The sequence below is a fragment of the Pseudomonas sp. NPDC089554 genome (assembly GCF_050280645.1).
Lineage (GTDB): Bacteria > Pseudomonadota > Gammaproteobacteria > Pseudomonadales > Pseudomonadaceae > Aquipseudomonas.
Window position 1 is genome coordinate 21,287 of sequence record NZ_JBNNVR010000059.1, and the last position, 12,996, is coordinate 34,282.

The following is a 12,996-nucleotide window of genomic DNA, read 5'->3' on the forward strand; positions in this document are numbered from 1 at the left end:
GAGGCCGACACTAGAGGTGGATCAGGTGCGCTCCAGCGCACTCACCAGATCGTGGAACGCCTCGCGATTGGAGTCGTTCAAGCCCATCAGGATCTTGTGCGCCTCCAGCACCTTGGAGCGCACCACTTCCTCGCTCTGATCCTGCGATGGCAGGTCGGTCAGGCAATCCGGGCAAGGCAACGGGCGGTCGACGATGTTGAACACCTGGTCGAAGCCCATGGACTGCAGCAGACGGGAAATGTCCGGGTTGGTGGTCACTACGGTCGGCAACAGGCCAACCTTCTGCCGTGACAGGATCGACAGCTTGGCCAGCAGGCCCAAGGTGGTGCTGTCGATGCTCTCGGTCTCGGTCAGGTCGATGACGATGGCCGAGAAATTCAACGCGGTGAAGATCTTCTCGATCGTCGCATCCAACGCCGAACACAGGGTCAGGCGCACTTCACCGACGAACTTCAGCACGAAGGTACCGCTATGCTCGGCGAACTGGATTCTACCGGTACTCATTGAAGGTTCCTGCTCAACACCAATAGGGCGATATCATCCGGCATCTCCCCAAGCGTAGCCAATCCGAATCGTTGGCGCAGCCCGTCCAGGCTACCCCCCGCTTCCTTGACGATCTCCGGCAAGGTCGCTTCTTTCTCTTTGAGTGTGTCACCGGGCAAAAGGTCCAGAATGCCATCGGACATCAAGGTCAGGCTGAAGCTCGGCGGCAGTTCCAGCACGTGGTCCTGGTAACTGGCCTCGTCGAACAGCCCCACCGGCAGGCCACGACCTTCCAGGTAGCGTGCCTGGCCGGCGCTGTACAGCACCGGCAACGGCAGGTGGCCACCGACGCTGTAGGTCATCAGGCCGGTGTCTTCGTCGATCACGCCGCCCACCATGGTCACGTGCTTGCCCAGCTTGCAGTTGATCAGCCCACGGTTGATGTGCGAAAGCACCTGCGAAGGCTTGAACTCGCGCATGCGGCCGCTGCGCTTGAATTCGAACAGCAGCCGGGTGGTCATGAACTTCAGCAGCACGGTGACGAATGCCGACGAGGCGCCGTGGCCCGAGACATCGGCCAGGTAGAAGGCGATGCGTCGCTCGTCCACGCGGAAGTAATCGGTGAAATCGCCCGACAGGTACAGCGACGGAATGATCTGGTGGTCGAACGACAGGTCGCCCGCTATCCAGGGCTTCTCTGGCAGCATGTTCATCTGCACCTGACGCCCTGCGGTCTGGTCTTCCTGCAACAGGTGCAGGCTGGCCTCCAGCTCGCGATTGGCGGCCTCGAGCTTGTCACGGTAGCGCTGGTTCTCGAGCACCAGGCGCGAGCGGTCGAGGGCGCGGCGCACCGAATGCTCGAGCACGGCGAGATCTTCCAGGGGCTTGATCAGGTAGTCGGCAGCGCCCAGACGCAACGCCTCGACCGCATCGCTCATGACACCGGCCCCAGACACCACGATCACCGGCAGTTGCGGGGCACGCTCACTGACCTGGCGGATCAGCTCGAGGCCGCCCATCTGCGGCATGCGCAAATCGCAGATCACGAGGTCGGGCTGGTGTGCTTCGAAGACCTGGAGCCCCTGCTGGCCATTAGCGGCCTGAAGGACGCTGAAACCGCTGTCTTCCAGATAGGCGGCGAGACTGGCACGGACCACGTCGTCGTCATCGATGATCAGCAGCGTTGCACTGGTTTTCTGCATGTGGGCGAACGGCGCCGATTTGGTTGGTGTAGCAGGCATCGGGGACACCGACGAACGGCTACAGGAATACTGTTGTGACCACGCTATTTGAAGTTGTAGGACAAGATGACTTGCCCGGCAAACAGCAGCGGTACCCTGTAAGGCGCAGACGGTACTCCCATCCGCCAAGCGTTTCAAGCACGCGTGCATCGACTCTCGCAGGCTAATCACTGCCAGTTATTACCGCTGCCGTTTAGCTTACTGTTGTGCATAGAAACAGCTGTTCGACGACACACAATGACATTCATTCCCATCACGCAAGGGCGTTGCCGCAAGCGTTTGCCCGGACGTAAGATCAGGCAAACCTCCGGGCATCGCCCGATAATCGCCACCCGACGGGAAGGATGCAGCCATGCCCCAGACTTCCACCGAGCACGACGAAAAACGCGATTTCATCCGGATGCGCATCGACGCCGAGGTCAGCTTGCTGCACGCAGGCGAAGTGGTCACGGCGGTGTGCGTGGACCTTTCCAGTGGCGGCATGCAGATCCGCGCGGCGCAGCGCTTTGCCGTCGGCGAACATATCGAAGTGCGCCTGGAGTCCGACCACCCGGCCCTGAAAGGCCTGCATGCGAGCACCGAGGTGGTATGGATCGCCGACCTGCCTGGCGGGGCGCAGAAGTTCGGCTTGCGTATCCTGGCGATGCATTGAGACGCCCATGAAAAAGGCGGCCCTTTCGGGGCCGCCTTTTTTCGTTCACGCGCACATCAGAAGTCGTCTTCGACTTCCCCGTCCTTGACCTTGAACTCACGGTTCTGCAGGTAGGCATTGCGGATGAAGATGTACTTGTCGCCCTGCATCAGCTTCTCGGCCGACAGCAGGTTGGCGCGGGTATCGACGATGTCCAGGGCGAAGATCGAATTGCGCGTCGGCACGTGGTCGATATAGCGGTAAGGCTTGGTGTAGGTGTCCGGATACTTGGCTAGGCCATCGCGCACGGTGCTCGGCCCCATCAGCGGAATGACCACGTACGGGCCGCTCGGCACGCCCCAGTAGCCCAGGGTCTGGCCGAAGTCCTCGTCGTTGCGCTGCAGGCCCATGCGCGTGCCGACGTCGAAGAAGCCACCCAGGCCGAAGGTGGTGTTGACGATCAGCCGCGCGGTGTCCACGCCGGCCGCATGTGGCTTGAGCTGCAGGATGTTGTTGGCCAGGTTGGTCACGTCCCCCAGGTTGAGGAACATGTTGTGGATACCGTCCTCGAGGAACTGCGGGGTGACCGCCTGGTAGCCCTGGGCCAGCGGCTTGAGGGCATAGGTGTCCAGGACATCGTTGAAGCGGAAGATCGGTCGATTGACCGCTTCCCAGGGATCTTCCTCGGTTGCCGCCTGGGTGGCAGCGACCGGTGCCAGCAGCAGGCTGGCACAGATACAGGCCTGGGTGACTCGCTCGATCACACCGGCACCGATCCTATGCATATGAAGTGTCTCCATCGAAGTTCACGGCAGCTGGTGCTTACATCGTCCAGCCGAACAAGGCTGCAAGTATAATGGCAACGCCGCCGATAAAAAGCTTTTCCCATCGTTGCTCTATATTTTTGTGAGCAATTCTTGCAAGCGTCATCTCTTGGTAACAATTCGCTTTTAGCCTGCGGACTATTTCAGGGATCTCGCCATGCACGATGCCCCCGCCTTCACCGCCGTGCTGTTCGGACTGCGCGGTTGCCTGGTCAGTAACAACAACGGCAGCCCCCTGCCGGCGCCTGGCGCCCTCGACACCCTTGACGGCCTGCGCCGCCAGCAGGTGCCTTGCATCTGGCTGGACGAGCCGGACGCTGAACAAAACGAACAATTGGCCGACCTCCTCCCCGACTGGCTCCCCGGCCAGCTCAGCAATGGCTCACCGTGGCCTGCGCCAAACGCCTGCTGGCAAGCCCTGATGACCCTGCAAAGCCAACGCCTGGACGGCTGCGTGCTGGTTAGTGGCGAGCCACGCCTGCTGCAGGCCGGCCTCAATGCCGGGCTTTGGACCGTAGGCCTGGCCGCCTGCAGCCCGACCTGCGACCAAAGCTCGCAACAATGGCAAGCCCTGAGCCAGCAGGACCAGGAGCGCGCCCGCGGCAGGGCGACCCTTGAACTGTTCAGCGTTGGCGTGCACTCGGTGATCGACCACCTCGAGTCGCTGGACACCTGCCTGGCCGATATCGCCCAGCGCCGTCGCAAAGGCGAAAAACCCTGATACGAGGTTGTCGATACTGACCATGCAAAGGGCCGGTGAGTGGATTACGCTTGAAGGCAGGGCAGAACCTTTGCCACTGCGCAGTGGTCCATGCCTTGCCTAGTCTTGGACGGAGAACACCCAATGCCTGCCCGCGAACTGCAAGAGCGACTCGATAGCCTGCGCGAGCAACTGGATCGCAACGTACCGCTTTCGGAAGAAGAGCTCGCCAGCCTGCATGAAGAGGCGCGCCAGATAGAGGCGCAGCTCAAGCTCGAGGAAGCCACACCCGACAACAACCTGGTCGACGGCGTGAACCTCGCCATCGAACGCTTCGAAGCCGACCACCCGGACCTCACCGCTACCCTGCGCAGCATCGCCAACAGCCTGCACAGCATGGGTATCTGAAACCCAGCCCCTAACGAAAAAGGCCGCGCCTATCCCTGTAGGCGCGGCCTTTTTTCGTTCTGTAGCGACGAAGCGCTTACTGGCGAACCAGGCGCCCGTTCGCAGGGCTGATCACCCCGGTGCTGCGGTACGGGTTGATATCCAGCCCGCCACGGCGTACGTAGCGTGCATAGACCGTCAGGTGCTCAGGTTCGAGCAGGCGCAGCAGGTCCAGGTAGATGCGCTCGACGCACTGCTCGTGGAAGTCGGCATGCTGGCGGAAGCTCACCAGGTAGCTCAGCAGGCTGGCATGGTCCAGCGCTCGCCCCTTGTACTCGACTACCACGCTGCCCCAATCCGGCTGGCCGGTGACCGGGCAGTTGGACTTGAGCAGATGGCTATGTACGGCCTCCTCCATTACCTGCTCGGCGGCGCAGCGCAGCAATTCAGGTTGCGGCTGCTCGTAGTTGCTGATGGTCACGTCCAACGCGTCGATGCACAGCCCCGGCAAGGCCACCACGCCCTGCGCCTCGACCTCGCCGAGGCTGCGTACCTTCACCTGCACCGGCCTTCCGGCAGCAGCGGACAGGTCTTTCTCCAGGCACGCCCGCAGCTCATCTGCGCTGGCGAATACGGTCTGGTTCAACGAGTTCAGGTACAACTTGAACGACTTGGACTCGATGATGTTCGGCGAGTCAGCCGGAATGGCGAACTCGCCAATGGCCACCACCGGCTTGCCAGAAGGCAGCAGCCAGGACAGCTCGAAGCAGTTCCAGAAGTCCACGCCCTGCCACGGCAGGGTCTGGGCTGTGACCCCCAGTTCCGCCCACTTGGCCGTGCGTGGAATCGGGAACAGCAATTGGGGGCTGTAGGTGGCGATGTATTCGCTGGACTTGCCCAGCGGGGAGTGTTCGGCGGCGGGATGCATGGACCTGACCTGAAGGTTCAAAATGAAAGCATTCTACCGGTTTTATCCCCGCCTGGGGCCGCCGTCACTCGATGCTCAGCTTGCCGACCATCCCGGCCTGGTAGTGCCCCGGCACGTTGCAGGCGAACTCGATGGGCGCGGATTTGCGGAAGGTCCAGGTCAGCTCGGCGCGCTGGCCCGGCTGCACCAGCACGGTGTTGCCCGCGTCATGGCCATGCCCCATCTGACCATGCCCCATTGCACCGTGGTCCATCTGGCTGTGGTCCATGTTGGCCATGGCCGCCATCTCCTTCTGGTGCTCAACATGCATGGCCGCGTCGCCGAGGTTGAACTCATGGGGCAAGTTGCCCTGGTTGACGATCACGAAGCGCACCGTCTCGCCGGCCTTGACCGAAAGGCTGGTGGGTTCGAAGGCGATGTCCTTGAGCACCACATCGACACTGCGCGTGGCTTTCGAGGCCGGGGCCGGCTCGCCGAAGGCGAAGGCCTTGCTGTCGGCGAATGCGGGAAGGCTGGCCAGGGCAAGGGTGGCGGCTAGAATCAGCTGTTTCATGTCTACTCCGGAATGTACAGCGGCTATGGCACCACTCTAGGCAGGCGCAACTGGCGACGAGCTGACCGGAAGATTACAACTTTGTCAGCTTGGCTGGATCGCTCCTGCCTCACGTATCATTTCTTCACTCTCGCTGTCGGCTTTTTGGAAAGACTGCACATGAAACTATTGATCGTCGAAGACCAGGCCAAGACCGGGCAATACCTCTGCCAGGGTCTGAGCGAAGCGGGCTTTGCCACGGAGCTGGCCAGCGATGGCGAAACCGGCCAGTACCTCGCCGTGACCGGCGACCACGACCTGTTGATCCTCGATGTGATGCTGCCTGGGCGCAACGGCTGGCAGATCCTCCAGGCCGTGCGCCAGGCCGGGCTGGACACGCCTGTGCTGTTCCTCACCGCCCGCGATGCCGTGCAAGACCGCGTGCACGGCCTGGAACTGGGCGCCGACGACTACCTGGTCAAGCCCTTCGCCTTTTCCGAACTGCTGGCCCGGGTACGCAGCCTGCTGCGCCGCGGCACCAGCCCCAGCCAGGACACCACCCTTGCCCTGGCCGACCTGCGCCTGGACCTGATCCGCCGCCGCGCCGAGCGCGCCGGTGCACGCATCGACCTGACCGCCAAGGAATTCGCCCTGCTTGAGTTACTGCTGCGCCGCCAGGGCGAGGTGCTGCCTAAATCACTGATCGCCTCGCAGGTGTGGGACATGAACTTCGACAGCGACACCAACGTCATCGAAGTGGCTATCCGCCGCCTGCGCCTGAAGATCGACGACCAGCACCCCTGCAAGCTGATCCACACCGTACGCGGCATGGGCTATGTGCTCGAGGAGCGCCAGGACTGATGCGCAGGCTCTCCCTCGGCGGGCGCCTGGCCCTGCTGTTCGCCGCCTGCACGGCAGCGGTATCACTCACCGCCGGGCTGTTGTTCAACCGCGCCAGCGAGCAACACTTCATCGAGCTGGACCAGCAACTGCTCGACGCACGCCTGTCATTGATTCGCGCACAACTGAGCGAGGTCGGCACCCCAGAGCAACTGGCCGCTCGCATACCAGCACTGCGCAACGAATTGAGCCACCAGGCCGACCTGGCCCTGAGCATACGCGGCGGTGATGGCAGCCTGTGGTTCGACAGCCGCCCTGCCCTGCCGGATGCCCCACAGCGCAACGGACTGGCGACCCTGCATGCCAATGGCATCGACTATCGCAGCCTGTCCGTAGCGCTGCGCAGCGGCGACACGCAAGCGCCGCAACTGACCCTGTTCCTCGACATCACCCACCACCAGCATTTCCTGCAAGGCATGCAGCAGCTGATCTGGCTGACCGTCGGCCTCTCGGCGCTGGCCACCGCGCTGCTTGGTGCCTGGGCCGCGCGCCGCGGGTTGCGACCGCTACGCCAGATGGGCGCGGTGGCTGCCGGCGTGAATGCGCGCTCATTGACCACGCGCCTGCCCGTCGCGCAGCTGCCAGAGGAACTTGCGGAACTGGGCGAGACCGTCAACGCCATGCTGCAACGCCTGGACGACGCCTTTCAGCGGCTCTCGGCGTTCTCGGCCGATATCGCCCATGAACTGCGCACACCGCTGTCCAACCTGTTGACCCACACCCAGGTCACCCTCACCCGCCCGCGCAGCCTGGAGGAATACCGCGAGGCGTTGCACGGCAACCTCGAGGAACTGCAATGGATGGCGCAGATGGTCAATGACATGCTGTTCCTGGCCAAGGCCGACCATGGCCTGCTGATGCCCAGCCGCCAGGCGCTGGACCTGGGCATGGAGACCGATGCCTTGTTGGAGTACTACGCACCGCTGGCCGAGGAAGCGGGCATCCACCTGCGTCGCCAAGGCCAGGCGCAGGTTGCGGGCGACCGCCATATGCTGCGCCGGGCGCTGTCCAACCTGCTGGACAACGCACTGCGCTTTACCTCTGAGGGCGGGACGATAGAGGTGACGCTGGAGCCTGGGCTGCGTATCACAGTGGCCAACACTGGGCCTACGATTGCCCAACAGGTGCTGCCACGCCTGTTCGACCGCTTCTACCGGGCCGACCCAGCACGTCGTGAAGGTAGCAGTGAACATGCGGGGCTGGGGCTGGCGATTACCCGCTCGATCATCCAGGCCCATGGCGGCAGTATTCGTGCCGAATGCGAGAACGGCTGGACACGTTTCCTGATCGTGCTGCCCGAGGCGCCATGAAAAAGGGCCGCAGTGCGGCCCCTTTCAGTCACTCGTAGCGCAGCGCCATCGCCGGCTCTATCTGCGAGGCGCGGTACGCCGGGTACAGCGTGGCCAGGAAGCTCATCACCAGGCCCGTCGTGCAGATGATCGCCACATCCCCCCATTGCAGCTGCGACGGCAGGCTGCTGACGAAGTACACGTCCGAGGTGAAGATGTGCTGCCCACTGACCCGCTCCAGCCAGCCGACGATGGCACTGACGTTCAACGCCGCGACCACCCCGAGCACGCCCCCTATCAGTGTGCCGACCACACCGATCAAGGTGCCCTGCACCATGAAGGTGCCCATGATCTGCGAAGGCGTGGCGCCGATGGTACGTAGGATGGCGATGTCCGAGCCCTTGTCGTTCACCACCATCACCAGGGTGGCGATGATGTTGAACGCAGCGACTGCGATGATCATCATCAACAGCAGGCCGATCATGGTCTTTTCCATCTTCATGGCACTGAACAAGCTGCCCTGGGTGTGCGACCAATCGTCAGCGCGGTAGCCATTGCCCAAGCCCGCGGCGATGACCTTGGACACCTGCGGCGCGGCATACAGGTCATGCAATTTCAAGCGCACGCCCTGCACCTGGCCCGGCGCCCAGCGCTGCATCTCGCCGGCGTCGGCCATATGGATATAGGCCTGGGAACCGTCCAGCTCTGCGCCGACCTTGAAGATACCGACCACGGTCAGGCGCTGCATGCGCGGAGTAATGCCGCCTGGCGCCGAACTCACCTCAGGCACGATCAGCGTCAGCTTGTCGCCAGTGTTCAGGCGAAAACGCCGGGCGGTCAGCTCGCCCAGCACCACGCCGTACTCGCCGGGCACCAAGTTCTGTAACGCACCCTGAACGATATGCTGGCCGACGATAGACACCTTGCCTTCTTGCGCCGGGTCGATGCCGCTGACCTGAATCGGCTGCATCGCGCCCTTGTAGGACAGCATGCCCTCCATTTCGGTGATCGGCGCTGCGGCCATCACCGCCGGGTTCTTCAGCGCGCTGTCGGCCACCTGCTGCCAATTGCCCAGCGGCTGTTCGCCGAGAATTGCCGCGTGCGGCACCAGGCCAAGGATGCGCGAGCTCATTTCGCGCTGGAAGCCGTTCATCACCGAAAGCACCACGATCATCGCCAGCACGCCCAGGGACAGGCCGATCATCGAGGTCATGGAAATGAACGAGATGAAGTGGTTGCGGCGCTTGGCACGGGTGTAGCGAGCACCGATGAACAAGGGCAAGGGTCTGAACATTTACGCGTACACCCAATGAAAAGAAGAAACGAGGCAGCCCAGGCTACCCCGTGCAAACCGTCAGATAGCGACCAGGCGCCCGTCTTCCAGGCGCAGCACACGGTCCATCTGGCGCGCGAGGTTGAGGTCATGGGTCACCACCAGGAACGCGGTGCGCGAAGAACTCGACAGCTCCTGCATCAGCTCCTGGATGCCCTGGGCGGTGTGATGGTCGAGGTTGCCGGTCGGCTCGTCGAGCATCACCAGGCCTGGGCGGTTGACCAGCGCCCGGGCAATGGCCACGCGCTGGCGCTCGCCGCCGGAAAGCTCGGCCGGCTTGTGGTTCAGGCGATGGCCCAGGCCCACACGCTTGAGCAGCGCTTCGGCACGCTCGCGCGCCTCGGGAATAGCGGTGCGGCCAATCAGCAACGGCATGCACACGTTCTCGAGTGCGGTGAATTCCGGCAGCAGGTGGTGGAACTGGTAGACGAAGCCCAGCGCGCGGTTGCGCAGCAGGCCACGAGCACGCTCGCCAAGGGCCGACAGCTCTTCGCCAGCCAGCCAGACGCTACCCTGGGTCGGCGTATCCAGGCCGCCCAGCAGGTTGAGCAAGGTGCTCTTGCCCGACCCCGAACTGCCGACGATCGCCACTCGCTCGCCAGGCAGCAGCTCCAGGCTCAACCCGGACAACACCTGCACCGACGCCGGGCCTTCGTCATAGGACTTGCCCAGGTTGCGGCAACTCAGTACGGCTTTATCACTCATGCGCGACTCACTCATAACGTAGCGCCTCTGCTGGCTGGGTGCGCGCAGCACGCCAGGCCGGGTACAGGGTGGCGAGGAAACTCAGGACCAACGCCGCGCCGCAGACCATCCACACGTCTTCGGCCATGATCTGCGACGGCAGGTAATCGATGAAGTACACATCGGCGTTGAGGAACTTGTGCCCGATCAGCGTCTCGATGCCGGCGATGGCGGCACTGACGTTGAGCGCGGCAAGAATGCCGACCACCGCGCCGATCAGCGTGCCGACCACGCCGATCACCGTGCCCTGGACCATGAAGATGGCCATGATCTGGCCCGGCGTGGCGCCCAGGGTACGCAGGATGGCGATGTCGCCTTTTTTGTCGTTGACCATCATCACCAGGGTGGAAATGATGTTGAACGCCGCCACCGCGACGATCAGCAACAACAGCAGGCCGATCATGGCTTTTTCCATGCGGATCGCCTGGTACAGGTTGCCGTGGGTGCGGGTCCAGTCGCGAGCGTAGTACTCCTGGTCGCCCAGGCGCTGGGCGATGTCCCAGGCAACGCGCGGTGCCTGGAACAGGTCGTCGAACTTCAGGCGCAGGCCCTGCACCTGGTCGGCCTTCCAGCGGTGCAGGCGAGACAGGTCGGAGAGGTTAGTCAGGCCCAGGAAGCCGTCGATTTCACCGGCACCGACGTGGAAGGTGCCAACCACGGTGAAGCGCTTCATGCGCGGGAACATGCCCGCGGGCGTGACGCTCACCTCCGGGGCGACGAAGGTGACCTTGTCGCCGACCTTCACGCCCAGGCGGGCAGCGGCCTTGTCGCCGATCATGATGCCCCATTCGCCCGGCGCCAGTGCATCGAGGCTGCCTTCGCGAAGGAAGTTGTCGATGATCGACACCTCGCGCTCACGCGGTGGGTCGATGCCGTTGAGCAGTATCTTCTGCACCTTGCCTTCATAGGTCAGCAAGCCCTGCATCTGGGTGAACGGGGCCACCGCCAGCACGCGTGGATTCTGCTTTACTTGTTGGGCAAGGGTGGGCCAGTCGTTGATCGGCTGGCCAGCCTCCAGCGTGGCATGAGGGATCATGCCAAGCACGCGGGTTCGCATTTCGTGATCGAAGCCGTTCATCACCGACAGCACCACGATCATCACCACCACGCCCAGGGCGAGGCCGATCATCGAAGTGAGCGAAATGAACGAGACGAAATGGTTGCGGCGCTTGGCACGGGTGTAGCGCGTACCGATGAATACGAAGAGAGGTCTGAACATGTCGGGGCTTGTTCGGATGAATGGGAACGTCCTTGTGGCGAGGCGCCTGTGGCGGCTTTACACTCGGACCACCGCCGCTACCATGGGTTCGCCATGACGACATTAGACGAAGAAGATCGCCGCGAATACTACCGCATCGAAGACAGTATCGCACTTCAAATCAGCCCCCTGAGCGCGGCCGAAGCCCTTGAAACAGAACTATTGCAGGATGATTCGCTGCTCTTCAACCTGCTCAGCGAACTGCACCTGTCCGACTTCGAGAGCCAGCACCTGCTGCGCCAGCTCAGCGACAAGGACCGCACCCTCGCCGCCTTCCTGAAAGCCCAGAACAAACGCCTGGACCTGCTCAGCGCGGTGGTCGCGCAAACCCTGATTGGCGAGATCGGCCAGCCGCAACGGGTGATCATTTCCGAAGGCGGCATCGAGTTCGCCCAAGCCCAGAAGATTGCCCCCGGCACACGCGTGAAAGTGAAGATGGTGCTGATGCCACGCGCCCACGGCCTGCTGCTGCGTGGGCGGGTCACTCACTGCGACCCTCGGCCCGACGGCGACTTCGAAGTCGGCACCGAATTCACCGACATGACCGACGCCCAGCGCCAGCTGCTGGCACGCTATATTCTGCAACGCCAGCAACAGCAGCGGCGCCAGCAATTGGAACAGAACGACCCTGCCTCTTGAGCCTCTGCGCTCCTCAGACCTGAAGGAACGAACGTGACCCTGATTTACGGCCATCGCGGCGCCAAGGGCGAAGCGCCCGAGAACACCCTGACCAGCTTCCGCCAGTGCCTGTCCCACGGCGTCGACCGCTGCGAACTGGACCTGCACCTGTCGGCCGACAACGAGCTGATGGTGATCCACGACCCCACCCTCAAACGCACCACTGGCCGGCGCGGCAAGGTGGTCGAGCACACCGCCGCAGAACTGGTGACCTATGACGCGCGTACTGGCGGCCCAGGCCATGTGCAGCCCTGCCCTATTCCGCGGCTGGAGGAATTGTTCGAGAAATGCGCGTTCGCCCACTGGCAGCTGGAGGTCAAGAGTGCCTCGCGCACCCGCGCGGCCAGCACCGTGCTGGCGATTCGCGAACTGGCCCAGCAATACAACCTGCTGGACAAGATCACCATCACCTCCAGCTCACGCGAAGTGCTGGGCGCCGCCCAGGAGCTGGTGCCGGACGTGTCCCGCGGACTGGTGGCCGAATACGCCTGGCTCGACCCGCTGAAGGTCGCGCAGAACTATGGCTGCGAGATGCTTGCGCTGAACTGGACGCTGTGCACCCCCGAGCGCCTGCTCAAGGCGCAGCGCCAGGGTTTGCACGTGACGGTGTGGACGGTCAACGAGCCGGCACTGATGCGCCGACTCGCCGACTTTGGCGTGGACAGCCTGATTACAGACTTTCCCGGTTTGGCCAAGACCACCCTTGGGAAGGGCTGAAATCGGTCTCCCCGACCGGCTCAGGCCACCGGCCGGAGCCGCTCAAAAAAGCCGGTTCAGGCCGTCGTAGGCCGCTACCCGATAGGCTTCGGCCATGGTCGGGTAGTTGAAGGTGGTGTTGACGAAGTACTTCAGGTTATTCAGCTCGCCCGGCTGGTTCATGATCGCCTGGCCGATGTGCACGATCTCCGAAGCCTGGTAGCCGAAGCAGTGCACGCCGAGAATCTGCAAGGTTTCGCGGTGGAACAGGATCTTCAGCATGCCTTGCGGCTCGCCGGCGATCTGCGCACGGGCCATGCTCTTGAAGAAGGCCTTGCCCACTTCATAAGGCACCTTGGCCTGGGTCAGTTC

Annotated in this window: 16 protein-coding genes and 1 pseudogene; 7 read left to right on the top strand and 10 right to left on the bottom strand. The window is 63.1% G+C overall.

All coding sequences use genetic code 11. The features are described 5' to 3' along the window. Window positions 1-21 precede the first annotated feature (21 nt). Entirely contained in the window at window positions 22-504 is a 483-nt protein-coding gene (gene rssC, locus ACQKPE_RS17290; protein ID WP_375100156.1) for an anti-sigma factor antagonist RssC, read from the bottom strand. After that, window positions 501-1,685 carry a two-component system response regulator RssB gene (gene rssB / locus ACQKPE_RS17295; RefSeq protein ID WP_427667737.1) on the bottom strand — a complete coding sequence of 395 codons (1,185 nt, stop codon included), beginning with the start codon at window positions 1,683-1,685 and terminating at the stop codon, window positions 501-503. The genes rssC and rssB overlap by 4 nt, the downstream gene beginning before the upstream one ends. Before the next feature lie 391 nt (window positions 1,686-2,076). On the opposite strand from rssB, the gene ACQKPE_RS17300 reads away from it, so the two are divergent. Then, window positions 2,077-2,376 (top strand): PilZ domain-containing protein, encoded by a 300-nt coding sequence (locus ACQKPE_RS17300; protein ID WP_427667713.1) that lies wholly within the window; start codon window positions 2,077-2,079, stop codon window positions 2,374-2,376. 56 nt (window positions 2,377-2,432) lie between these two features. Here the strand turns inward: ACQKPE_RS17300 and ACQKPE_RS17305 are convergent, their stop codons facing one another. Both ACQKPE_RS17305 and ACQKPE_RS17310 read right to left on the bottom strand, forming a co-directional pair. Beyond that, entirely contained in the window at window positions 2,433-3,140 is a 708-nt protein-coding gene (locus tag ACQKPE_RS17305; RefSeq protein WP_427667715.1) for an MlaA family lipoprotein, read from the bottom strand. A 37-nt stretch (window positions 3,141-3,177) separates the two neighbouring features. Beyond that, window positions 3,178-3,342: a hypothetical protein gene (locus ACQKPE_RS17310; protein ID WP_427667716.1), complete on the bottom strand. Its 165-nt coding sequence runs from the start codon at window positions 3,340-3,342 to the stop codon at window positions 3,178-3,180. On the opposite strand from ACQKPE_RS17310, the gene ACQKPE_RS17315 reads away from it, so the two are divergent. Both ACQKPE_RS17315 and ACQKPE_RS17320 read left to right on the top strand, forming a co-directional pair. Continuing rightward, entirely contained in the window at window positions 3,337-3,900 is a 564-nt protein-coding gene (locus ACQKPE_RS17315; protein ID WP_427667718.1) for a phosphonoacetaldehyde phosphonohydrolase-related protein, read from the top strand. The genes ACQKPE_RS17310 and ACQKPE_RS17315 overlap by 6 nt on opposite strands. A gap of 123 nt (window positions 3,901-4,023) precedes the next feature. Continuing rightward, window positions 4,024-4,287 (top strand): DUF4404 family protein, encoded by a 264-nt coding sequence (locus ACQKPE_RS17320; protein ID WP_427667719.1) that lies wholly within the window; start codon window positions 4,024-4,026, stop codon window positions 4,285-4,287. 76 nt (window positions 4,288-4,363) lie between these two features. On the opposite strand, the gene queF is transcribed toward ACQKPE_RS17320, so the two are convergent. Both queF and ACQKPE_RS17330 read right to left on the bottom strand, forming a co-directional pair. Further along, complete coding sequence (queF, locus tag ACQKPE_RS17325; RefSeq protein ID WP_427667721.1) at window positions 4,364-5,194, bottom strand: NADPH-dependent 7-cyano-7-deazaguanine reductase QueF; 831 nt, start codon at window positions 5,192-5,194, stop codon at window positions 4,364-4,366. A gap of 64 nt (window positions 5,195-5,258) precedes the next feature. Beyond that, window positions 5,259-5,747: a cupredoxin domain-containing protein gene (locus tag ACQKPE_RS17330; RefSeq protein ID WP_427667723.1), complete on the bottom strand. Its 489-nt coding sequence runs from the start codon at window positions 5,745-5,747 to the stop codon at window positions 5,259-5,261. Between the two features lie 159 nt (window positions 5,748-5,906). Here ACQKPE_RS17330 and ACQKPE_RS17335 point away from each other — a divergent pair, with 159 nt between their 5' ends. Both ACQKPE_RS17335 and ACQKPE_RS17340 read left to right on the top strand, forming a co-directional pair. Then, on the top strand, window positions 5,907-6,587 hold the full coding sequence (locus tag ACQKPE_RS17335) for a heavy metal response regulator transcription factor (RefSeq protein ID WP_427667725.1): 681 nt from the start codon (window positions 5,907-5,909) through the stop codon (window positions 6,585-6,587). Then, a complete protein-coding gene (locus ACQKPE_RS17340; protein WP_427667739.1) occupies window positions 6,584-7,936 on the top strand; it encodes a heavy metal sensor histidine kinase in 1,353 nt (450 codons plus the stop codon). Before ACQKPE_RS17335 ends, ACQKPE_RS17340 begins: the two co-directional genes overlap by 4 nt. A 28-nt stretch (window positions 7,937-7,964) precedes the next feature. On the opposite strand, the gene ACQKPE_RS17345 is transcribed toward ACQKPE_RS17340, so the two are convergent. Genes ACQKPE_RS17345 through ACQKPE_RS17355 form a run of 3 tightly spaced genes read right to left on the bottom strand, consistent with a single transcriptional unit; the run spans window position 7,965 to window position 11,211 of the window. After that, on the bottom strand, window positions 7,965-9,209 hold the full coding sequence (locus tag ACQKPE_RS17345; protein ID WP_427667727.1) for a lipoprotein-releasing ABC transporter permease subunit: 1,245 nt from the start codon (window positions 9,207-9,209) through the stop codon (window positions 7,965-7,967). 60 nt (window positions 9,210-9,269) lie between these two features. Beyond that, window positions 9,270-9,953, bottom strand: a complete 684-nt coding sequence (lolD, locus tag ACQKPE_RS17350; protein WP_427667729.1) for a lipoprotein-releasing ABC transporter ATP-binding protein LolD — start codon at window positions 9,951-9,953, stop codon at window positions 9,270-9,272. A gap of 7 nt (window positions 9,954-9,960) precedes the next feature. Continuing rightward, window positions 9,961-11,211 (bottom strand): lipoprotein-releasing ABC transporter permease subunit, encoded by a 1,251-nt coding sequence (locus ACQKPE_RS17355; RefSeq protein WP_427667731.1) that lies wholly within the window; start codon window positions 11,209-11,211, stop codon window positions 9,961-9,963. Window positions 11,212-11,304: 93 nt separating this feature from the next. Between ACQKPE_RS17355 and ACQKPE_RS17360 the strand changes: the two genes are divergently transcribed. Together ACQKPE_RS17360 and ACQKPE_RS17365 are read left to right on the top strand one after the other, a co-directional pair. Beyond that, on the top strand, window positions 11,305-11,889 hold the full coding sequence (locus tag ACQKPE_RS17360; RefSeq protein WP_427667732.1) for a PilZ domain-containing protein: 585 nt from the start codon (window positions 11,305-11,307) through the stop codon (window positions 11,887-11,889). A 33-nt stretch (window positions 11,890-11,922) separates the two neighbouring features. Next, window positions 11,923-12,645 carry a glycerophosphodiester phosphodiesterase gene (locus ACQKPE_RS17365; RefSeq protein WP_427667734.1) on the top strand — a complete coding sequence of 241 codons (723 nt, stop codon included), beginning with the start codon at window positions 11,923-11,925 and terminating at the stop codon, window positions 12,643-12,645. Window positions 12,646-12,687: 42 nt separating this feature from the next. Here the strand turns inward: ACQKPE_RS17365 and ACQKPE_RS17370 are convergent. After that, window positions 12,688-12,996 (bottom strand): annotated as a pseudogene (locus ACQKPE_RS17370) (oxidoreductase); the annotation flags it as partial.

Coding starts and splice junctions, on each gene's coding strand:
- queF (WP_427667721.1), bottom strand. CDS start 5,194: ATGCATCCCGCCGCCGAACACTCCCCGCTGGGCAAGTCCAGCGAATAC.
- ACQKPE_RS17315 (WP_427667718.1), top strand. CDS start 3,337: ATGCACGATGCCCCCGCCTTCACCGCCGTGCTGTTCGGACTGCGCGGT.
- ACQKPE_RS17320 (WP_427667719.1), top strand. CDS start 4,024: ATGCCTGCCCGCGAACTGCAAGAGCGACTCGATAGCCTGCGCGAGCAA.
- lolD (WP_427667729.1), bottom strand. CDS start 9,953: ATGAGTGATAAAGCCGTACTGAGTTGCCGCAACCTGGGCAAGTCCTAT.
- ACQKPE_RS17360 (WP_427667732.1), top strand. CDS start 11,305: ATGACGACATTAGACGAAGAAGATCGCCGCGAATACTACCGCATCGAA.
- ACQKPE_RS17330 (WP_427667723.1), bottom strand. CDS start 5,747: ATGAAACAGCTGATTCTAGCCGCCACCCTTGCCCTGGCCAGCCTTCCC.
- ACQKPE_RS17335 (WP_427667725.1), top strand. CDS start 5,907: ATGAAACTATTGATCGTCGAAGACCAGGCCAAGACCGGGCAATACCTC.
- rssB (WP_427667737.1), bottom strand. CDS start 1,685: ATGCAGAAAACCAGTGCAACGCTGCTGATCATCGATGACGACGACGTG.
- ACQKPE_RS17300 (WP_427667713.1), top strand. CDS start 2,077: ATGCCCCAGACTTCCACCGAGCACGACGAAAAACGCGATTTCATCCGG.
- ACQKPE_RS17345 (WP_427667727.1), bottom strand. CDS start 9,209: ATGTTCAGACCCTTGCCCTTGTTCATCGGTGCTCGCTACACCCGTGCC.
- ACQKPE_RS17355 (WP_427667731.1), bottom strand. CDS start 11,211: ATGTTCAGACCTCTCTTCGTATTCATCGGTACGCGCTACACCCGTGCC.
- rssC (WP_375100156.1), bottom strand. CDS start 504: ATGAGTACCGGTAGAATCCAGTTCGCCGAGCATAGCGGTACCTTCGTG.
- ACQKPE_RS17305 (WP_427667715.1), bottom strand. CDS start 3,140: ATGCATAGGATCGGTGCCGGTGTGATCGAGCGAGTCACCCAGGCCTGT.